16 protein-coding genes are annotated in these 20,353 nt (G+C 68.2%); 8 read left to right on the top strand and 8 right to left on the bottom strand.

Features of this window, described 5'->3' with window-relative positions:
- Positions 1 to 8: 8 nt before the first annotated feature.
- The 3 genes from ACW14X_RS14625 to ACW14X_RS14615 form a co-directional block, all read right to left on the bottom strand.
- A complete protein-coding gene (locus tag ACW14X_RS14625; RefSeq protein ID WP_160026122.1) occupies positions 9 to 464 on the bottom strand; it encodes an SRPBCC family protein in 456 nt (151 codons plus the stop codon).
- Positions 465 to 527: 63 nt separating this feature from the next.
- Positions 528 to 3,593, bottom strand: coding sequence for a calcium-binding protein (locus ACW14X_RS14620; RefSeq protein WP_457162465.1), 3,066 nt, complete (start codon positions 3,591 to 3,593; stop codon positions 528 to 530).
- 116 nt (positions 3,594 to 3,709) lie between these two features.
- Complete coding sequence (locus ACW14X_RS14615) at positions 3,710 to 5,161, bottom strand: CCA tRNA nucleotidyltransferase (RefSeq protein ID WP_457162464.1); 1,452 nt, start codon at positions 5,159 to 5,161, stop codon at positions 3,710 to 3,712.
- 50 nt (positions 5,162 to 5,211) lie between these two features.
- Between ACW14X_RS14615 and ACW14X_RS14610 the strand changes: the two genes are divergently transcribed.
- The 5 genes from ACW14X_RS14610 to trxA all read left to right on the top strand — a co-directional run bounded on the left by ACW14X_RS14610 (position 5,212) and on the right by trxA (position 12,372).
- Positions 5,212 to 7,401 (top strand): DUF6049 family protein, encoded by a 2,190-nt coding sequence (locus tag ACW14X_RS14610; RefSeq protein WP_457162463.1) that lies wholly within the window; start codon positions 5,212 to 5,214, stop codon positions 7,399 to 7,401.
- Positions 7,398 to 9,035: a murein biosynthesis integral membrane protein MurJ gene (gene murJ / locus ACW14X_RS14605; RefSeq protein WP_457162462.1), complete on the top strand. Its 1,638-nt coding sequence runs from the start codon at positions 7,398 to 7,400 to the stop codon at positions 9,033 to 9,035. Before ACW14X_RS14610 ends, murJ begins: the two co-directional genes overlap by 4 nt.
- A gap of 69 nt (positions 9,036 to 9,104) precedes the next feature.
- A complete protein-coding gene (locus ACW14X_RS14600) occupies positions 9,105 to 10,847 on the top strand; it encodes a protein kinase family protein (protein ID WP_457162461.1) in 1,743 nt (580 codons plus the stop codon).
- A gap of 93 nt (positions 10,848 to 10,940) precedes the next feature.
- Positions 10,941 to 11,915, top strand: a complete 975-nt coding sequence (trxB, locus tag ACW14X_RS14595; protein ID WP_160026116.1) for a thioredoxin-disulfide reductase — start codon at positions 10,941 to 10,943, stop codon at positions 11,913 to 11,915.
- A gap of 127 nt (positions 11,916 to 12,042) precedes the next feature.
- Positions 12,043 to 12,372, top strand: a complete 330-nt coding sequence (trxA, locus tag ACW14X_RS14590) for a thioredoxin (RefSeq protein ID WP_091044069.1) — start codon at positions 12,043 to 12,045, stop codon at positions 12,370 to 12,372.
- Between the two features lie 238 nt (positions 12,373 to 12,610).
- Here the strand turns inward: trxA and ACW14X_RS14585 are convergent, their stop codons facing one another.
- The gene (locus ACW14X_RS14585) at positions 12,611 to 13,267 is read right to left on the bottom strand and encodes a GNAT family N-acetyltransferase (protein WP_160026115.1); all 657 of its coding nucleotides are present in this window, start codon (positions 13,265 to 13,267) and stop codon (positions 12,611 to 12,613) included.
- 67 nt (positions 13,268 to 13,334) lie between these two features.
- Between ACW14X_RS14585 and ACW14X_RS14580 the strand changes: the two genes are divergently transcribed.
- The gene (locus ACW14X_RS14580) at positions 13,335 to 14,651 is read left to right on the top strand and encodes an aminotransferase-like domain-containing protein (protein WP_160026114.1); all 1,317 of its coding nucleotides are present in this window, start codon (positions 13,335 to 13,337) and stop codon (positions 14,649 to 14,651) included.
- Between the two features lie 282 nt (positions 14,652 to 14,933).
- Here the strand turns inward: ACW14X_RS14580 and ACW14X_RS14575 are convergent, their stop codons facing one another.
- From ACW14X_RS14575 to rsmG, 3 genes are all read right to left on the bottom strand, one after another.
- Entirely contained in the window at positions 14,934 to 15,974 is a 1,041-nt protein-coding gene (locus ACW14X_RS14575) for a ParB/RepB/Spo0J family partition protein (protein ID WP_457162460.1), read from the bottom strand.
- Positions 15,975 to 16,090: 116 nt separating this feature from the next.
- Positions 16,091 to 17,083 carry a ParA family protein gene (locus ACW14X_RS14570; protein WP_350837720.1) on the bottom strand — a complete coding sequence of 331 codons (993 nt, stop codon included), beginning with the start codon at positions 17,081 to 17,083 and terminating at the stop codon, positions 16,091 to 16,093.
- An 89-nt stretch (positions 17,084 to 17,172) separates the two neighbouring features.
- Positions 17,173 to 17,913 carry a 16S rRNA (guanine(527)-N(7))-methyltransferase RsmG gene (rsmG, locus tag ACW14X_RS14565; protein ID WP_457162459.1) on the bottom strand — a complete coding sequence of 247 codons (741 nt, stop codon included), beginning with the start codon at positions 17,911 to 17,913 and terminating at the stop codon, positions 17,173 to 17,175.
- A gap of 151 nt (positions 17,914 to 18,064) precedes the next feature.
- Between rsmG and ACW14X_RS14560 the strand changes: the two genes are divergently transcribed.
- Complete coding sequence (locus tag ACW14X_RS14560; protein ID WP_457162458.1) at positions 18,065 to 18,493, top strand: GIY-YIG nuclease family protein; 429 nt, start codon at positions 18,065 to 18,067, stop codon at positions 18,491 to 18,493.
- A gap of 486 nt (positions 18,494 to 18,979) precedes the next feature.
- Entirely contained in the window at positions 18,980 to 19,735 is a 756-nt protein-coding gene (locus tag ACW14X_RS14555; RefSeq protein WP_457162457.1) for a L,D-transpeptidase family protein, read from the top strand.
- Positions 19,736 to 19,843: 108 nt separating this feature from the next.
- Here the strand turns inward: ACW14X_RS14555 and ACW14X_RS14550 are convergent, their stop codons facing one another.
- Positions 19,844 to 20,338: a Jag family protein gene (locus ACW14X_RS14550; protein ID WP_201451176.1), complete on the bottom strand. Its 495-nt coding sequence runs from the start codon at positions 20,336 to 20,338 to the stop codon at positions 19,844 to 19,846.
- Positions 20,339 to 20,353 lie beyond the last annotated feature (15 nt).

Here is a 20,353-nt window from a genome sequence, read left to right as displayed (position 1 = left end):
CGGGAGGGTCAGCCTTCGAGGTCGGCCTTGAGCTTGGCGAGCGTGGTGGCCATGCCCGTACGCAGCTCCTCGGTGAACTTCTCCTGACCCCCGAGCACCGCATTCGTCAGCGAGCGGGAGAGCGCGGAGATGCCGTCCGGGGTCTCGCGGCGGTGGGTGACCAGCGACCCCTCAGGGGTCTCGTCGATCTGGAAGGACCAGACCGTCGTGTTCTCCGCGACCCGGAACGCGAAGTCGGAGTGGGGCGTGAAGCGTACGACCTTGGCGTTGGTCGGCCAGTGCTTCCAGCCCTGACGGTTGATGTTGAAGAAGCGGGTGCCCTCCTTGACCTGGCCGAACACCACGGTCTTCACCACCTGCGGGCTCCACGAAGCCATCCGCGGAAGGTCCGTGATCGCGGCCCACACCTGAGCGGGCGTCGCGTTGATGGCGGTCGTTGCCTCGAGATCTGTGATCGTCGTCATACGCGGAACCGTACCGTCAGTATGGCTCGATGGACAGTAGGCGCCCAGATGTCAATTGGGTTCTCAGCCGACGCTGACCTTGACCTCGACCGAAGTCGAGGTGTCGGCGCCCGCCCCACCGTTGCCGTAGTCCCGACCTGATCCGCCGTTGAGCCTGTCGGGCCCGCTCCCGCCGTAGAGGCGGTCGTCAGCGCCGTAGCCATAGAGGACGTCACGACCGCCGCCACCTTGGAGCACGTTCCTCGCGCCATTCCCCTCGAGCTTGTCGTCGTAGCGACTTCCCGTCAGGTTCTCGAAGCCGCTCAGCGCGTCGGTGCCCGCTCCGCCGGTCGCACGTGCCAGCGACGCGACCACCCGCGCTCCCGCGGAGGCGTACGTGACGGTGTCCGTTCCCGAGCCGCCGATCAGCCTGTCGGAACCGCGCCCGCCGCTGATCGTGTCATTGCCGTACGAGCCGCTGATGACGTTGTTGCCGGGCGAGCCGGTGAGGACATCGTTGGCAGACGACCCGGTCAGGTTCTCGATCGTGCTGATCCGGTCGTAGCCGGATCCGCCGGTGTTCTGGGCCGCCGTCGAGGCGAGCGTGACTCGAACCCCGGTCTTCGAGGCGCTGCCGTAGGCGACCGTGTCCGCGCCGCTCGCCCCACTGACGACGTCGTCGCCCGCACCGGGGTCGATGCTGTCGTTGCCGTCGCCGCCCGAGATCACGTCCTTGCCACCGAACGCCTCGATGTGGTCGTTGCCGGAGCCTCCGGAGATCCGGTTCGCGAGATGGTCGCCGCGGAGGTCGTCGGAGTACGGACTCCCGATCACCGACTCGACCTCAGCGAGAGAGTCGGCATCCGCGGTGAAGTAGTCGGCCTTCATCCACGCGCGTGCGCCGGCCTTGGCCGAGGAGTAGGTGACCGTGTCCGTCCCGGAGCCACCGGACACCACGTCACCCTGCCCGCCGATGGGGACCGCGGCGCCGCCGAGGATCGTGTCGTTGCCGATCTCGCCGAACACCGAGTCCACTCCCGTGCCGGGATCGAGACGGTCATCGCCGGCGTCACCGTGGATGACGTCGTTCCCGGCCCCTGCCGTGACGGCGTCGTTCCCATCGCCCGCATAGACGGCGTCGCCGCCCGCGCCCAAGTCGATGATGTCGTTGCCGGCGCCGGACCTCACGGTGTCGTTCCCATCGCCACCGTAGATGGAGTCCTTCGCCGAGTTGCCCTCCAGGAGGTCGTCACCGAGCCCGCCGATCAGGGTGTTGTCGCCGATGCCGCCGCGTACGGTGTCCGCGTCGGCGCCGCCGTCGACACGGTCGTTGCCGTCGCTTCCGTCGAGATCGTCGAGTCCGGCCGATCCGGTAACCGCGTCGTCTCCCGCCTCACCGTGGACGGTGTCGTCACCCGCACCGCCGTCGATCGCATCGTTGCCGGCGCCACCGAAGATCTGATCGTCACCGGGGCCGCCCTCGATCCGGTTCGCCCGCGCGTCTCCGGTGAGACGGTCGTAACCGGCTGACCCGATGACGCCTTCCACTCCGGCCGGAACGGTGTACTCGACCCACCCCGAGACCTTCGCGAACGAGGCCATGTCCATGCCGGTGCCACCGTCGAACCTCGCAGACCAGTAGCCGACTCGGTAGTCGTCCTCCTGGAACTCCAAGAGGTCGTCCCCGTCTTCTCCGGAAACGGCGTACTCGTCGCAGTCGGTGTCCCGAGCTGGAATGAACCGATCGTCACCGTTGCCGCCGGCCACGTCACAGAAGAATCCGAACTCGACGACATCGTCGTACGCCGACCCGATCAGGCGCCAGTCCTGACCTGAGACCGACCACACGTTGAAGGTGTCTGTTCCCTGGCCGACGACGGTGATCTTGTTCTGTCCGACAGAGCTGGGCGTCATCGTGATCGGGCCGGATGCGGCCGCGTACGAGATAGATGCCTGGTTGTCGTCGAAGGTGTCATCGCCCGGCCCACCGATGTACTGGTCCTTCCCCTCTCCACCAGAGAGGGTCGAGCCGCCGACGCCGGCCGCGAGGGTGTCCACGAAGCGGGAACCAGTCACGACCTCCGCGCCGGAGACGGAGTCGCGCCCCAGACCGGTGTCCTGAGCGGTGGTCGTCGCCAACGACACCGTGGCAGCCACGGGTGAGAACGCGTAGGTGATCTCGTCCCGGCCGTCGCCGAGATCGGTGACGTCGTCGCCCATGCCCACGTAGGCCTTGTCGTCGCCCGCTCCGCCGAAGAGCTGGTCGTCGGCCACCTCCGGGTCGAACCCGTCACCGAGGCCGCCCTCGTGGAGCACGTCGGCACCGGCGTCACCGTGGAGACGATCGGCACCGACGTCGCCGCTCAGGAAGTCTCGGCCGGCCCCGCCGCGGATGGTGTCCGCGCCAGGACCCCCGTTGAGCTCCTCGACGGGCTTCCACGAGCCCGGCGCTTCGGTCAGGTCGGTCCCGGTGATCGTGTCGTCGCCCTGGCTGCCGATCACGAAACGTACGCGCGGCGCCGCACCGTCGCGGGCGGCCCGGATGATGTCGGTGCCGGCTCCGCCGGTCACCTTGACGACCATGCGGCCGTCGACCTCGACCGGGTTCAGGTCGATCTCCACCGGGCCTGCGACATCCGCGTAGGACAGATAGTTGGTGTCAGAGCCGATCTCGTCACCGGCGTACGGCCACGTCACGACGTCATTTCCGGCGCCGGGCTGGACGACTTGCGTGTGCTGGCTCAGGCTCGCGCAGTTCACGTGGAGGGAGTCGTCTCCTTCACCGCCCAGATAGACGTTCTCGTCCGCGTCACAGGCTTCGATCACGCCGTCGCCGATGCTGTCGTTCCCGGCACCACCGACGAGCGTGTCGTCGCCGTCCTCGCCGAACAGCCGGTCGTCACCCTCGCCACCACAGATGGTGTCGTCACCGCCGAGCCCGTTGATCGTGTCGTCGCCGGGCGTACCGAGGATGACGTCTGCCCCCTCGGTGGCAGCTGCGCCCGCCGCGGTGTTGAGGTCGATCGTGACCGGAAGGCCATTGCAGACGGTGACCTCCGTGTCCGCCGCACCAGCGGAGGCAAGCCCGACGGTCATCAGGCCGGCCAGGAGGAGACCGCCGACGACGTACGCCGGGGAGAGAAGACGCATGTGAGACTTTCGAGCTCGGTGGGGCGAGCCGACGGGCTCACGCAGCGCCGGACAGCCTCACGACGCGCGGGTTTACGTTAAGGCTGAACCATGCCGAGCGACATAGCCCGAACGGACTATGCGGAGCGCTCGGCCCACCAGTCCAGGAGCCGCTTGGCGGCTTCGTCCTCGGAGAGGATCCCCTCGTCGAGACGCAGGTCCATCAGGAACTTGTACGCAGCCCCGACCTCGCGCCCGGGAGGGATGTCGAGGAGCGACATGATCTGGTTGCCGTCGAGGGCGGGGCGGAGGGCGGCGAGCTCCTCCTCCTCGGAGATCCGCTCGATGCGGGCCTCGAGGGCGTCGTAGGTGCGGGCGAGGCGGTCGGCCTTGCGGCGGTTGCGGGTGGTGCAGTCGGCGCGGGTGAGGACGTGGAGGCGCTGGAGCTGGTCGCCGGCATCCCGCACATAGCGACGGACCGCGGAGTCGGTCCACTCACCGTCGCCGTAGCCGTGGAAGCGCAGGTGCAGCTCGACGAGCGAGGAGACCGCCTCGATCTCGTCGTTGGAGAAGCGCAGCGCCTTCATCCGCTTGCGGGTCATCTTGGCGCCGACGACGTCGTGGTGGTGGAACGAGACGGTGCCGTCGTCGTGGAACTTCCGGGTGCGCGGCTTGCCGACGTCGTGCATCAGCGCCGCGAACCGGGACACGAAGTCGGGGCCGCCACCCAGACGCTCCTCCTGGTCGATCGACTGCTCGAGCACCGTCAGAGTGTGCTCGTAGACGTCCTTGTGGCGGTTGTGCTCGTCGCGCTCCATCCGCAGCGCGGTCAGCTCGGGCAGCACCAGGTCGGCCAGCCCGGTCTCGACCAGCAGCGAGAGGCCGCGGCGCGGGTAGGGCGCGCAGATCAGCTTCACCAGCTCGTCGCGGACCCGCTCGGCGGAGATGATCGAGATCCGCGAGGCCATGTCCTTCATCGCGGCGACGACCTCGGGGGCCACCGTGAAGCCGAGCTGGGCGGCGAACCGTGCCGCCCGCATCATCCGCAGCGGGTCGTCGGAGAACGACGCCTCCGGCGTCCCCGGCGTACGCAGCACCCGGGTCGCTAGGTCGACGACGCCGCCGTAGAGGTCGACGACCTCGCGGCCAGGAAGCTGCACCGCCATCGCGTTGACGGTGAAGTCGCGGCGTACGAGATCGTCGGCCAGCGACGTGCCGTAGGCCACCTCGGGCTTGCGGGAGTCGGCGGCGTAGGCCTCGGAGCGGTAGGTGGTGACCTCGATCTGCCACGGCCCCTTGCGGGTGCCGATGGTGCCGAAGTCGCGGCCCATGTCCCACAGCGCCTCGCCCCACGTACGCAAAATCTTCTCGGTCTCCTCGGGGCGGGCCGAGGTGGCGAAGTCGAGGTCGTTGTGCGGCCGGCCGAGCATCGCGTCACGGACCGGGCCACCGACGAGCGCCAGCTCGAAGCCCGAGCGAGCGAAGGCCTCACCTAGGGAGTCGATGACAGGTGCGATACGGTCCAGTTCAGCAGTCACCGATCGCTGAACATCGGCGACGCTGATCGGGGGAAGCTGGCTGTCGGACACAACGCCGCAGTCTACGAGGACCGCACCCCCTGAAAGATATTCTCGAAGTCATGCCAGTCCGCCAGCATCAGGCGAGGCCGCCACGGCCACGTGGGCGAGTCACCGCCGCACTCGTCCTGGTGCTGCTGGCACCCCTTCTGCTGATGCTGTCCGCGACCACGCTGGCCGCTCCGGCCCGGGCCGCGGAGGAGACCGCGGAGCCCGACCCGCTCGCGATGAGCATCGACGAGCTCGACACCGTCAGCCTCGACGGCCGCACCAAGGGCCGGATCACCGTCCGCGGCAAGGTCACCAACACCACCGAGGAGGAGTGGCACGGCGTCAATGTCTACCCGTTCGTCGGCGACACGCCGATGACCACCTCCGAGGAGCTGGCCGAGGCCGCCGAGTTGCCCGCGGACTCGCTGGTCGGCGAGCGGATCGTGACCGAGGGGACGTACGCAGCGATCCCCGACCTCGCGCCCGGCGAGACCTACTCGTGGTCGCTCTCGGTGCCGCGCAAGCGGCTGGAGATCACCGAGCCCGGCGTCTACTGGTTCGGGGTCCACGCGCTGGGCTCCACGACGCCGAAGACCGCCGACGGCCGGGCACGCACCTTCCTGCCGCTGGTCAAGGAGCCCAACAAGAAGGCCAAGGCGGAGAAGGTGTCCCTGGTCATGCCGCTCCGGCGCAGCGTGGTCTACAACGGCGACGGCAGCGTGAACTACCTCCCGGGCTGGACCCGCGACCTGGGCGCCGGCGGACGCCTCTTCCGGATGCTCGAGACCGGCGCCGAGATGCCCGACCTGACCTGGGCCATCGATCCCGCGCTGATCGATGCCGTACGCAACCTCGCCGAGGGCAACCCCGCCCGCAACCTGGCGCCGACGGACGAGGGTGAGGAGGAGCCGGAGGAGAGCGGGAGCCAGAGCGCCTCGCCCTCGGCCTCCGCGCTGCTGCCGAGCCCCTCGCCCAGCATGGACACCGACGCCGAGAAGGCGATGGACGAGGAGACCGAGGCCGCACAGAAGGCCGCGACGGTCTGGCTGGGGCGCCTCGAGGAGGCGCTCGCCGGCCACAACCTGCTCGCTCTCCCGTACGGCGATCCGGACCTGTCCGCGCTCGCCACGACCGACCCCGACCTGCTGGCCACAGCGCGTGAGCACACCGCCAAGGCGCTCACCGAGCTCGGCATCAAGGCGACCTCGGCCGTCGCTCCGCCGACCGGCTACCTCGACCGTGCCGCGGTCAACCTGCTCGAGCCGGGCGCGGTCAACCTGGTCAGCGACAGGATGCTCCGCGGCACCACGCCGGTCATCGCCGACCTCGACGGTCACCAGATGATCGTGACCTCCTCCGGCGCCGCCGCCGGCGGACCCGGACCCAACGACCCCATCGACGCGATCTCGGTACGCCAGCGTCTCGTCGCCGAGGCGGCCCTGCTCCGCGGCTCCGGCAAGCCGCTCATCGCGGTCCTCCCCGACGGCTGGCACCCGCCGCAGAGCGCCGCCTCGTTCGTCACCCCATGGAACAAGGCCGCCTGGATCTCGTCCTCGACGCTGGACGAGGCCGTCGCCGGGCACAAGCCGACATCGATCACCGCCGACAAGCTTCGCTACCCCCGCCGAGAGATGAAGGCCGAGATCTCCACCGACCGGATCGACACGGCCAACGAACTCATCGGCGCCGGCGAGATGCTGCAGCGAATCCTGACCCACAACGACGAGGTCGCCTCCGACATCGTCAACGAGGCCCTGACCTCGACCTCCTACTCCGCCCGCAAGGGCGACGCGGACCCGGCCGCCGACGCGTTGAGCCAGGTCAGCTCCGAACTGAGCTCGGTCACCGTGGCCGTACCGCCGAAGGTGATCCTCTCCAGCATGAAGGGCGGCGAGTTCCAGGTCACCCTGAGCAACGAGCTCGACGAGCCCGTCACGGTGCGGCTGGACGCGATGACCGACGAGTCGCTGCGGGTCGCCACCTCCGAGCCCGTCCAGCTCGACGCCAACTCCAAGGCCAGCTTCAACCTCGCCGCCAGCATGCGCGACACCGGCACCCACACCGCCCTGATCGTCGTCACCGACACCAAGGGCAACCCGCTGGGCGCCCACGCCTCCGTCCCGATCCGCCCCTCGCAGGTGAGCGGAGTGATCTGGTGGTTCGTCGGGACCGGCTGCGCGCTACTCTTCGCGGCGATCGCCGTGCGTCTCACCCGGCGCATCATGAAGGCCAAGAAAGCACGTACGTCAGGAGCGATGTGACAGCCACCGAGCAGAAGTCCGGCGGAAGCTCGGTCCTGGCCAACAGCGCGGTGATGGCCGCGGGGACCATGTTCTCGCGCGCCAGCGGTTTCATCCGCTCTGCGCTCCTGGTCGCGGCGCTGGGCTCCGGCCTGCACGCCGACGTCTTCAACATCGCCAACACCGTGCCCAACATGCTCTACATCCTGTTGGCGGGCGGTGTCTTCAACGCGGTGCTCGTGCCGCAGCTGGTGAAGGCGCAGAAGAACGACGCGGACGGCGGCGCGGCCTACACCGACCGGATCATCACGCTCGCCGGGCTGTTCCTCGGTGCCGTCACGATCCTCCTGGTGCTCGGTGCCCCGCTGCTGATGCGCCTCTACCTCGGCCCCGAGATGTACACGCCCGACCATGCGGCCCAGCTCGAGTCGGCCATCGACTTCGCCCGCTGGTGCCTGCCGCAGGTCTTCTTCTACGGGATGTTCGTGCTGGTCGGGCAGGTGCTCAACGCCCGCGGCAGCTTCGGCCCGATGATGTGGGCCCCGATCGCCAACAACATCATCGCGATCTCGACCCTGGTGATCTACCTGGTCGTCTTCGGGCCGTCCAACGTCGGTGGCTTCACCACCGGCCAGGAGATCCTCCTCGGCCTGGGCTCCACGCTCGGCATCGTTCTCCAGTTCCTGCTGCTCCTGCCGGTGCTCCACAAGACCGGCGTACGCTTCCGCCCCCGCTTCGACTTCCGCGGCGCCGGACTCTCACAGACCGCGAAGCTGGGCGTGTGGACGGTGCTCTTCGTGGTCGTGAACCAGGTGGCGTACACGATCGTGACGCGGCTCGCCTCGACCGGTTCGGCCGAGGGCGGCACCGGCTACACGGTCTACTCCAACAGCTTCCTGGTCACCCAGGTCCCGCACTCGATCATCACGGTCTCGCTGGCCACGGCCATCCTGCCGCTCCTCTCGCGCCACGGCGCCGCCGGCGAGCTGCCCGAGCTCGGACGTACGCTGTCGCACCAGCTGCGCAACGCGCTCGCCATCGTGATCCCGATCGCCGCGTTGCTCCCGGTGCTCTCCGAGGACATCGCCCACATCCTGTTCGGCCACGGCGCCGGCGCCGACGCGTTCAAGGAGTACGCCCCGACGCTGTCGATCTTCGCGGCCGGGCTGGTCTTCTTCACGATCCACTACCTGCTGCTGCGCGGCTTCTACTCGCTGGAGCAGAACCGCACCGTCTTCTTCATCCAGTGCTCGGTCGCCACCACCAACATCGTGGCCGCGGTGCTGCTGACCAGGGCCGTCTCCGCCGAGTACACCGCGCCCGCGCTCGCCGGCGCCTACACGCTCTCCTACCTGGTCGGCTCCGTCGTCTCGTACGTCGTGCTCAAGCGCACGCTCGGAGACCTGGACGGCCGCGGGCTGCTCGGGTTCCTCGCCCGCCTGGTCATGGTGACGGTGGTCGCCGCGGCCGCCGCCTGGCTGCTCCGCACGGCACTGGGCATGATCAACGACGAGCCGACGATGGTGCTGGCCTTGATCGGGGCCGCTATCGTCGGGGCGCTGCATCTCGGCATGCTGCTCCTCGGGGCGCAGGCTGCCCAGGTCAAGGAGCTGACCACGATGGTGCAACAGGTCGCCCGACGGCTGCGTCGTTGAGCACCAGTCCTTGACCACCATCGGACAGCCGCCTCACTGTCTGGCACGGTCTGAAAGAATGGGTCCGATATGGAGTTCACGCAATCAGGCGACGTCCTCGCCGGCAGATACCAGCTGACGGATCTGCTGAGCGAGTCCCGCGAGGGACGCTTCTGGCGCGCCCAGGACGCGGTGCTCGGCCGCCCGGTTGCCGTGCACGTCCTCGACGCCCACGACGAGCGCGCGCCGCGCCTGATGGCGGCGGCCCGCAACTCCGCTGCCGTCGGTGACCCCCGGATGCTGCGCGTCCTCGACGCCGCCCAGACCGACCAGGTGGCGTACGTCGTCAACGAGTGGGGCGAGGGCGCATCGCTGGAGAACGCACTGGCCGCCGGTGGCCCGCTGCCCCCGCAGCAGGCCGCCTGGATCGCCTCCGAGGTCGCCGACCTGCTGGTCCTGGCCCACGACCAGGGCCACGCCCACGGCCGGCTCAACCCCGAGGCCGTGCTGCTCGACGACCTCGGCGCGGTGCGCGTCATCGGCTTCGGTGTCGACGCCGCGCTGCACGGGATCGACCCCGACACCCGTGACTCCCAGCGGCGCGACCGGGTCGACGCCGTCGGCGTCCTCTACGCCGCGCTGACCGGCAAGTGGGCCGGCGAGACCCTGTCCTCGATGCCGCCCGCGCCCCGCGACCACGGCCGTGTGCTCCGTCCCCGGCAGGTACGCGCCGGTGTGCCCCGGCCCCTCGACGACCTGTGCGACCGGGTGCTGGGCAGCGGCGCCGACATGCCGCCGCTGACCGCGGCCGAGCTGCACTCCGCGCTCGCCGGCTTCTCCGGGGAGCCGACCGCTCCGCTCAACCGGCCCTCGGCAGTCAACGAGGAGACCCAGGCGATGGCCGCGCCGACCGAGCTCGAGCCGGCCGAGGCGCAGGCGGCGTCGAACGCGATCGGCGTGGCCCCCGATGCCGTACGCCCGCAGCGCCAGCGTCCGTCCGCCCCGCCGCCGATGCAGGACCCGACCCCGTCGAAGCCGCTGTTCGCCGACGAGACCCCGGGCCACGTGCCGCCGCAGCGCCCGCAGCAGGCTCCTCCGGCCGCCGCGCGGCGACCGGTGGCCCCGGATGCCTCCTACAACGGCTGGCAGGGCCCGTGGACCGGCGCCAACGTACCGATCGCCGAAGAGCCGGACTACAACCAGAAGCCCGGCGCCAGCTGGCTCCGCATCGCGATGGGCGTCGCCCTCGTGGTGCTGGTCCTCATCGCCGGCTCGATCGCGTGGAACATCATCGGCGACGACCCGAACACGACCGCCGAGAACCCCGGCACGGGCAACAACGGCGGCGACACCACAACTGAGGCCAAGCCGACCCCCATCAAGGGCATCACCGCCAAGGACCTCGACCCCCACGGCGACCCGCCCACCGAGACGCCTGACCTCGTCGACCTGGTGGTCGACGGCGACGTGAACGGGCTGGCGTGGCGTACGTCCCGCTACAACGACCAGATCGGTGACAGTCCCCGCTCTCTCAAGCCCGGCATCGGCCTGGTCCTCAATCTCAAGGGCGAGTACGCCATCGACTCCCTGAAGTTCAACATGATCGGCGAGCCCACCGACATCGAGATCTTCGTCGGCGACTCACCGTGGAGCGACGACCCGAGCGGCGCCCCCGCCGCGAAGGGCAGCGTCGGCACCGAGGGTGAGATCAAGGTCGACGGCGCCCCCGAGGGCAGCTATGTACTCGTGTGGATGACTGGTCTTCCCCAGGTCGACGGCGGCTACCGCGCGGAGGTCAAGGAAGTCCAGGTCCTCGGCACCTCCGTCTCCTGACCCGAGCCGGATCTCTCGGCGTTCAGGGCCCTGGAATGTACGTGGCCTACGATCTGTTGTGCAGTTCGCCAGCCACACCTGAGGAGCCTCAAGATGCCGACCCCGTCGTCCCCGACCGACCCCCGCAACGTGATCGTCGTGGGCTCCGGCCCGTCGGGCTACACCGCAGCGGTCTACAGTGCCCGCGCCGGACTGCAGCCTCTCGTCTTCGAGGGGTCGGTGACCGCCGGCGGCGCCCTGATGAACACCACCGAGGTGGAGAACTTCCCCGGTTTCCGTGACGGCATCATGGGTCCCGCGCTGATGGACGAGATGCGTGCCCAGGCCGAGCGCTTCGGTGCCGAGCTCGAGCCCGACGACGTGGTCGAGATGGACCTGACCGGCCCGGTGAAGGTCATCAAGACCGCGACCGACACCCACTACGCGAAGTCCGTCATCCTCGCGACCGGCTCGGGCTACAAGAAGCTCGGCCTGCCCCGCGAGGACGAGCTCTCCGGCAAGGGCGTCTCCTGGTGTGCCACCTGCGACGGCTTCTTCTTCCGCCAGAAGCCCATCGTGGTCGTCGGCGGCGGTGACTCCGCTCTGGAGGAGGCCCTCTTCCTGACCCGCTTCGGCTCCTCGGTCACCCTGCTCGTACGCCGTGACGAGCTGCGCGCCTCCAAGATCATGCAGGAGCGTGCCTTCGCCGACCCGAAGCTGGAGATCGCCTGGAACTCCGTGGTCGAGTCCATCAACGGCGAGCTCTCCGTGGAGAGCATCACCGTCAAGGACACCAAGACCGGTGAGCTGCGCGACCTCGAGTGCGCCGGCCTGTTCATCGCGATCGGTCACATCCCGCGGTCCGAGCTGCTCACCGGCCAGGTCGACCTCGATGACGACGGCTACGTCCTCACCAAGGACGGCACCACGGCCACCAACATCGAGGGCGTCTTCGCCGCCGGTGACCTGGTCGATCACGTCTACCGTCAGGCGATCACCGCTGCCGGCACCGGCTGCCAGGCCGCGCTCGACGCGGAGAAGTTCCTCGCCCACCAGGCCCACGCCGAGGCGGCTGCCGTCTCGGCCTGAGCCTCGCGTCTACCCTGGTCGTCATCTCGACAAGCTCGATGACCGGGTGCGCGGGAATGCTCGACGCAGACCCAGCGTTCTGACCACAGACCTCCCCAAACACGTCCCTACCGAGAAGGAACCCATCGTGGCTGACAACATGACCGCCGTGACCGACGCCGAGTTCGACTCGACCGTCCTCAAGTCCGACAAGCCCGTCCTGGTCGACTTCTGGGCCGAGTGGTGCGGCCCGTGCCGTCAGGTCTCCCCGATCCTCGAGGAGCTCGCCGGCGAGCACGGTGACAAGGTCACCTTCACCAAGATGAACGTCGACGAGAACCCGGTCACCCCCTCCACCTACCGCGTGACCGGCATCCCGACCATCAACGTCTACCAGGGCGGCGAGGTCGTGAAGTCGATCGTCGGCGCCAAGCCGAAGGCTGCGCTCCTCAAGGAGCTGCAGGAGTTCATCGGCTGACACCAGCTGTCACACACGTTGGCGCGCCGCTGTCACAGTGGCGCGCCAACGTTCATTTAGCCGAGACGTCAGTTACGTCGGCCGAGTTGGCACTTGCGTCGGCCGAGTTGGCACAAGCGGTGGGTGAGACTGCGGTTGTGGCGGAGGCTTGGTGGTCTCGACAGGCTCGACCACCGGGGCGGGTCGTGGTCTCGACAGGCTCGACCACCGGCGATCACCACCGTTTCACGGGAAACATTCACTCGCCGTCGCGGTGCAGCTCGGTGGAGGCGGGCGACGGGTGGCTGCGTGGACGTACGACCTCCCGCAGCCGCTCCCAGGCGGACTCGAAGTCGTCGATCCAGGTGACCGTCTGCTTCAGGTCCATCCGCATCCGCGGGACGGTGGGGTGGTCCCGGTGGGTCTTGAACCCGACCCGGCCGAGGAAGTCGGCCGGGGCAGCGCAGCGGCGACCGTGGATGCCGCTCATCGGACCCACGTCACCGAAGGCCTCGATCGCCCGGAACTCGCCACGTTGGACCAGGTCACGGGCCATTCCCTGGACCAGCATCCGGCCGATCCCGCCGCCAGCGCGACGCGGGTCGATCCACACCGTGGTCATCAGGACGGCATCGGCGGAGACCGGTCCGGACGGGAACGAGGCGACCCGCGGGACGAAGACCGGCGGTGCGTAGAGCACGAACCCTGCCGGCGTACCGTCCACCACTGCCACCCGCCCGCACGATCCCCATTCGCGGAGCACCTCGGAGATCCACGCCTCCTTGACACCGATCGACTGCGAGGAGTCGACGCGGCGATGGCCGACGGGGTCACGTTCCCAGAACAGGCAGGCGCGGCACGGCGCCGGGACCTCGGAGAAGAGATCCAGCGTCAGGGGCAGGATGCGGCGTGCCATGTCTCACCATTGATCCTGGGTTAAGGGTCTGTCACCAGCGTATGCGATCCTTCATGATGGTGACACCATGACTGATCTTCCCCAGCGCGCAACATCATCCCGCCTCGACCCGTACGCGGACCGCTACGCCGCGCGCACGGCAGGCATGACGGTCTCGGAGGTCCGGGCCCTCTTCGCCGTGGCAGCCCGTCCCGAGGTGGTCTCGCTCGCAGGCGGCATGCCCAACATCTCCAGCCTCCCGCTGGACGTGGTCGGCGACTCGATCAAGGACCTCATCCTGACCCAGGGCCCGACCGCCCTGCAGTACGGCGGCGGCCAGGGCGATCCTGTCCTGCGCGAGCAGATCTGCGAGGTCATGCGCCTGGAGGGCATCGAGGCCCACCCCGACGACGTCGTCGTCACCGTCGGCTCCCAGCAGGCCGTCGACCTGGTCACCCGCGTCTTCTGCGACCCCGGCGACGTGGTGATCTGTGAGGCTCCTTCGTACGTCGGCGCTCTCGGTGTCTTCAAGGGCTACCAGTGCGACATCGTGCACGCCGAGGTCGACGCCGACGGCCTGATCCCGAGCGCGCTCGAGCAGGCGATCGTCTCCACCAAGTCCGCGGGCCGCAAGGTGAAGTTCCTCTACACGATCCCGAACTTCCAGAACCCGACCGGCGTCACCATGACGCCCGAGCGCCGCACCGAGATCCTCGAGATCTGCCGGCGCCACGACATCCTGGTCCTCGAGGACAACCCGTACGGCCTACTCGGCTTCGACGACGAGCCCCGCCCGGCGATGCGCGCCCAGGACCCGGGCGTCATCTACCTCGGCTCCTTCTCCAAGACGTTCTCCCCCGGCCTGCGGGTCGGCTGGGCGCTGGCTCCCTCCGCGATCCGGGAGAAGCTCGTCCTGGCGCAGGAGTCCGCGACGCTCTGTCCGCCGCCGTTCAACCAGATGGCCGTCTCCGCCTACCTCTCCAACCACGACTGGCAGGGCCAGATCAAGCAGATGCGGGAGATGTACCGCGAGCGCCGCGACGCCATGCTCGACGCGCTCGAGGCCTACATGCCCGCGGCCTGCACCTGGACCAAGCCCGACGGCGGCTTCTTCGTCTGGCTGACGCTCCCCTCCGGCATCGACAGCAAGGCCATGCTGCCTCGCGCGGTCACCTCGCGAGTCGCGTTCGTCCCCGGCACCGGCTTCTTCGCCGACGGCTTCGGCGCCTCCTCGATGCGGATCTCCTACTGCTACCCCACTCCGGAGCGGATCCGAGAGGGCGTACGTCGCCTGGCCGGCGTCATCGAGGCCGAGATGGAGCTCCTGGAGACGTTCGGTGCCACCGGCCCGATCCCAGGTCTCCCCATCCGCGGCGCCGAGCACCCCTCGACGAACACGCAGTAGCTCACCCGCCGGTGGTCGAGCCTGTCGAGACCACCGTCCTGACGCCAGGGTCATCTCGACAAGCTCGATGACCGGCAACCCCGGTGGTCGAGCCTGTCGAGACCACCCATCCCGGCACAAGCGTCATCTCGACAGGCTCGATGACCGGCAACCCCGGTGGTCGAGCTTGTCGAGACCACCCGTTCCGGCGCGAAGGTCATCTCGACAGGCTCGATGACCGCGCGACGCTCGATGACCAGGGTAGAAATCTATTTGTCGACAAAGCGCTTTAGCGCTTGATGGCTAAATAGATTCGTCGGGTGCGGGAGACATCAGCTCGACGATGCGGCGCAGGTCGTCCAGCGTGGCGAACTCGACGGTGATCTTTCCCTTGGAGCGGCCCAGATCGACCTTGACCCGGGTGTCGAAGCGGTCCGAGAGCTTGTCGGAGATCTCCTTGAGCCCAGGAGCAGTCGGCTTGGCTCGCCGCACGCGCGGCGTGGCGAAGGCGTCGCCGTCAGGATCGCCCAGGGCGACGATCTCCTCGAGGCCACGTACGGAGATGCCCTCGGCGACCACCTTCTGCGCCAGCTTGTCCTGCTGCGCCTCGCCGTCGACGGCGAGCAGCGCTCGGGCGTGACCGGCCGAGAGCACGCCGGCGGCGACCCGGCGCTGGACCGACGGGGACAGCTTCAGGAGCCGGATCGTGTTGGAGATCTGCGGCCGCGATCGACCGATCCGCTGAGCGAGCTCGTCGTGCGTGCACTCGAAGTCGTTGAGCAGCTGCTGGTAGGCGGCCGCCTCTTCGAGGGGATTCAGCTGGGAGCGGTGGAGGTTCTCCAGGAGCGCGTCCCGGAGCATGTCGGTGTCGTCGGTCTCGCGGACGATCGCCGGGATGACATCGAGGCCGGCCTGCTGGGTGGCGCGCCACCGGCGCTCACCCATGACGAGCTCGTAGGAGTCTGCCGCCACTTTCCGGACGACGATCGGCTGCAGAAGGCCGATTTCATTGATCGAATGGACCAGTTCGGCCATCGCTTCCTCGTCGAAGACCTGACGAGGCTGCACGTGGTTGGGGTGGATCTGCTTGACCGGCAGCTCGGCGAAATATGCGCCGTCGACGGGGGCCAGATCCGAATTCTCGATCTGGCGGCCTTCCGCCGGGTCGGTGGACCTGGGGTCCACGGATGGGCCAGAAGTCGCTCCAGCGGGAAGGTCCGAATGACGGACGTCCGGCTGGACAGCAGCGCTGTCCGCCGACTCGTTTCCACTGGCGGGTGGAGCGGTCGGGATCAGCGAGCCCAGACCTCGTCCGAGACCACGCTTCGGCGGCTGCTTACTCATATCTGGATGTCCCCCATGTCAGTTCCATGCTGCTGATGGTGGTCTCGACAAGCTCGACCACCGGGATTCTTCACGTCGGTTCCGTACTGATGGCGGTCTCGACAAGCGAGATCACCTCAGTGCTCGCTCTGTTTGGCGAGCTCCTTGGCGGCCTCGAGATAGCTCAGCGCACCCGGCGAGCCGGGGTCGTACGTCATCACCGTCTGCCCGAACGACGGCGCCTCGGACACGCGCACGGCGCGGGGGATGAACGTGCGCATGACCGTGTCGCCGAAGTGCTCGCGCACCTCCTCGGCGACCTGCGACGCGAGGCGGGTGCGGGCGTCGTACATCGTGATCAGCATCGAGGAGACCTTGAGCGTCGGGTTCAGCGCGGCGCGCACCATCTCGACGGTCTTGAGGAGCTGGCCCAGACCCTCCAGCGCGTAGTACTCCGCCTGGATCGGGATCATCACCTCGGTGCTCGCGACCAGCGCGTTGACCGTGAGCAGGCCCAGCGACGGCGGGCAGTCGATGAGGACGTAGTCCCACCGGTCCTCCGCGTCGCCCACGCGGGGCGACCTGGCCAGCGCCTCCTTCAGGCGCTGCTCACGTCCGTCCTCCTCGACGAGCTCGACCTCGGCACCGGCCAGGTCGATGGTCGCCGGCACCAGTTCGAGGCCTTCGAGCTTCGGGACAGGCACGACGACGTTCTCGAGGCTGGCTCCTTCGACGAGGACCTCGTACGTCCCCGGGGTGCCCTGGAAGTGGTCGACGTCGAACGCGGTGCAGGCGTTGCCCTGCGGATCGAGGTCGATGACCAGAACCTTCTGACCGAGCTGCGCCAGCGCCGCGGCGATGTTCACCGTCGAGGTGGTCTTGCCGACGCCGCCCTTCTGGTTGGCGGAGACGATCACGCGCGTGCTCGCCGGGCGTGGCAGCGGCGGCCGGTTGCTCGCCGCACCACGCGCCAGAAGCGTGTGCTCGGCGGCAGCTGCCAGCGGTGTCGCCTCCGTGTCGAAGTCGTTCTCGAAGGACGCGATGTCCCCGGCCGTACGGAGCCTGATCGACACCGGTTCGTCGGTTTCACGTGAAACGGCGTTCTGTGCGCTCTCGTCGTCGTACGGCATGTTTCCTCATCCTCATCGTTCGGTCATCGAGCTTGTCGAGATGACGTCTCACGCCCGAAATCTCGTGGTCTCGACAAGCTCGACCACCTTCAGCGGCGGCGCTTCTTCTTTCGAGACCCGCCCTTGGGCCCCTTTTGGCCGCCCTTCGGGACCGGCGGCCAATCTACCCGTGCGGGATCCGACCAAACCACCCGAACCGCGACAGTTGTCGTCTCCAAAACGCCTACACCGAGCTCGGAGACCACCGGCGGCGCGCATCCCCACTTCTTCAGTGCTGCGTCGGCCTCCTCGATCTCCGTCTCGATGCTCGACCCCTTCATCGCGACCAGCGCGCCCGTGGGGACGACCAACGGCATCGACCAGTCGAGCAGCTTGCCCAAGCCGGCCACGGCTCGCGACGTCACCACGTCGAACCCGAGCTCGCCGTGGAAGGCATCCGCCCTCCCCCGCAGCACCGTCACGTTCTCGAGCCCGAGATCCTCGGCAACCTCCTCGAGAAAGGTCGTACGCCGCAGCAGCGGCTCGATCAGCGTGATGTGCAGATCCGGGCGGGCGATCGCGAGGACCAAGCCGGGGAGTCCAGCACCAGACCCGATATCCGCCACCGCGACTCCCTCAGGGATCACCTCCCCCAGCACGGCGCAGTTGAGGATGTGCCGGTCCCACAGCCGCGGAACCTCCCGCGGCCCGATCAGACCCCGCACCACCCCCGCGTCGGCCAGCCAGGCGGCGTACCTCTCGGCGAGCTCCAGCCGATCGGCAGGAAAGACCTTCTCCGCCCGAGGGTCCACCTCGCCCAGACCACCCAAGTCCTCACGTTCCTCGCTCACACACAAACTGTTTCACGTGAAACGCACAACCAAGAACTCCCGGAGTCGAGCGTCATCTCGACAAGCTCGATGACCGGTGGTCGAGCGGTGGTCGAGCTTGTCGAGACCACCCCACACACATCCACGTCATCTCGACAAGCTCGATGACCCGGTGGTCGAGCTTGTCGAGACCACCACCACCACACTGACCAGAGAGGTCTCGACAGGCTCGACCTCCGGGACTGTCGGTGGTGCCGCTCATGATGAGGGCATGGCTTACACATACATGCTTCTCTGCGCCGACCGGACCCTCTACGTCGGCAGCACGACAGACCTCGAACGCCGCATGACTGAGCACCGAGTCGGCCTCGGCTCTGAGTACACCCGACATCGCCTCCCGGTGGAGCTCGTCTGGTACGAGCAGTACGACAACGTCGAGCATGCGTTCATACGGGAGAAGCAGATCCAGAACTGGGGTCGAGCCAAGCGGCTCGCGCTCATCAGAGGAGAGCTCGGTGAGCTCCCGCGCCTGGCCAACACATCGACGACCCCGCACCCCTTGCCCACTCCTCAGCAGGGGTCATCTCGACAAGCTCGATGACCGGCATGACGTACGCGACGTCATCTCGACAAGCTCGATGACCGGCATGCCGTACGCGACGTCATCTCGACAAGCTCGATGACCGGCATGACGTACGCGACGTCATCTCGACAGGCTCGATGACCGGGCGGTGGTCGAGCCTGTCGAGACCACCCGCCGCACGTGTCCGATGCCCCGGTGGTCGAGCCTGTCGAGACCACAATCTGCACGCGCACACAGTCATCCCGAGCGGCTCGACGACCACCCGCGTTTCACGTGAAACCACCTCGCCGAAGACGCCTGGACGAACGTCTGCCCAACGAATCCGCAGAAGCATTCCCAAAGGCGTCGTCGGGGCGCCGGGTGCGCTAAAGTCCGCGAGCAGCCTCGCGAATCTGATGCAACCGCGCACGCTGCTCGAACGTCTTTCTCGTAGAACGTCGCACTCGGGGTGCGACTCCAGCGGCCCGTGCGACCGGGCCACCATCCATGACCCACGGAGCTGATGTGAACGTCCGTAGAACCCCGGTGGCGATCTTCCTCACCACCATCCTCGCCTTGGGATTCTCCCTGGGCTCGATCGCGGCGCCGAGCAGCGCCCAGGCCACTGCCCCGTCGGCCTCCGTCGGGCAGATCGGACTGCACACGGCGTACACCGTCCTCTACCAGCAGGGGTCGACCGGCCTCGGGGTGCGCAAGATCCAGGCGCGCCTCAAGGAGCGGAGGATCTACACCGGCCGAGTCACCGGCAACTACGGTTCGAAGACGACCGGCGCCGTGAAGGTCTTCCAGCGCAACCAGCGTCTGGCCATCACCGGCAAGGTCAACCAGCGCACCCTCGATCGGCTCCGCTCGCTGACGAGCACGCCGACCGACGCGGCGCTCTTCAACCTCGACCGTCGCTGCCTCACCGGCCGCGTGCTCTGCGTCGACAAGACCGACCGCCGGATGCGCTACGTACGCGCCGGCAAGATCGTCCGGGCGATGGACGCCCGCTTCGGTTGCGCCGACACCAAGACCCGCGAGGGCGCGTTCAAGGTCTACCGGAAGAGCCGCAACCACGTCTCCTCGATCTACCACACGCCGATGCCGTACGCGATGTTCTTCAACGGCGGCCAGGCGGTCCACTACTCCTCCGACTTCGCCGCCCGCGGCTACAACGGCTGCTCCCACGGCTGCGTGAACGTACGCAACAAGTCGTCCATCGCGTGGGTCTTCGACCAGATCCGCATCGGTGACCGGGTCGTCGTCTACTGGTCCTAGCCGACCGGGGTGGTCGAGCTTGTCGAGACCACCACTTGTTCCACGTGAAACAGAAAGAGATCGCCCCTCGTGCCACACGGCACGAGGGGCGATCTCTTTGTGTCAGCGTCACTCAGGCAGGACGACCACGTAACGTCGCGGCTCCACACCGGAGGACTCGGAGGTCAGCCCAGCAGCGGCGACGGCGTCGTGGACGACCTTCCGCTCGAAGGGCGACATCGGCTTGAGCGAGACCGGGGCACCCGACTCCTTGACCTTCGCGACGGTCTCCTCGGCGAGCGCCATGAGCGTCGAGCGACGGTCGGCACGGTAGCCGCCGACGTCGAGCATCAGGCGGGACCGCTCGCCGGTCTCGCGGTAGACCGCGAGCCGGGTCAGCTCCTGGAGCGCGTCCAGGACCTCACCGTGACGGCCGACCAGCTGCTGCAGGTCGCCACCGACGATCGAGACGGCGGCACGGTCGCCCTCGACGTCCATGTCGAGGTCGCCATCGAGGTCGGCGATGTCGAGGAGCTCCTCGAGGTAGTCCGCCGCGATGTCACCTTCCTGCTCGAGCTGCTTGAGGCGCGTCTCGTCGCTGACCTCCTCCACAGGCTCGGTCACGGTCTCGCTCACATC

It is taken from the genome of Nocardioides sp. YJ-D4 (genome assembly GCF_054031495.1).
The sequence above is the reverse complement of the archived record's forward strand: the minus strand, read 5'-3'. Positions and strand labels throughout refer to the sequence as shown.

What these genes read in the sequence shown, in the direction of transcription:
- ACW14X_RS14585 (WP_160026115.1), bottom strand. Translation starts at nt 13,267, where the DNA reads ATGGCACGCCGCATCCTGCCCCTGACGCTGGATCTCTTCTCCGAGGTC.
- ACW14X_RS14575 (WP_457162460.1), bottom strand. Translation starts at nt 15,974, where the DNA reads ATGAGTAAGCAGCCGCCGAAGCGTGGTCTCGGACGAGGTCTGGGCTCG.
- ACW14X_RS14580 (WP_160026114.1), top strand. Translation starts at nt 13,335, where the DNA reads ATGACTGATCTTCCCCAGCGCGCAACATCATCCCGCCTCGACCCGTAC.
- trxB (WP_160026116.1), top strand. Translation starts at nt 10,941, where the DNA reads ATGCCGACCCCGTCGTCCCCGACCGACCCCCGCAACGTGATCGTCGTG.
- ACW14X_RS14600 (WP_457162461.1), top strand. Translation starts at nt 9,105, where the DNA reads ATGGAGTTCACGCAATCAGGCGACGTCCTCGCCGGCAGATACCAGCTG.
- ACW14X_RS14625 (WP_160026122.1), bottom strand. Translation starts at nt 464, where the DNA reads ATGACGACGATCACAGATCTCGAGGCAACGACCGCCATCAACGCGACG.
- ACW14X_RS14570 (WP_350837720.1), bottom strand. Translation starts at nt 17,083, where the DNA reads ATGCCGTACGACGACGAGAGCGCACAGAACGCCGTTTCACGTGAAACC.
- ACW14X_RS14620 (WP_457162465.1), bottom strand. Translation starts at nt 3,593, where the DNA reads ATGCGTCTTCTCTCCCCGGCGTACGTCGTCGGCGGTCTCCTCCTGGCC.
- ACW14X_RS14610 (WP_457162463.1), top strand. Translation starts at nt 5,212, where the DNA reads ATGCCAGTCCGCCAGCATCAGGCGAGGCCGCCACGGCCACGTGGGCGA.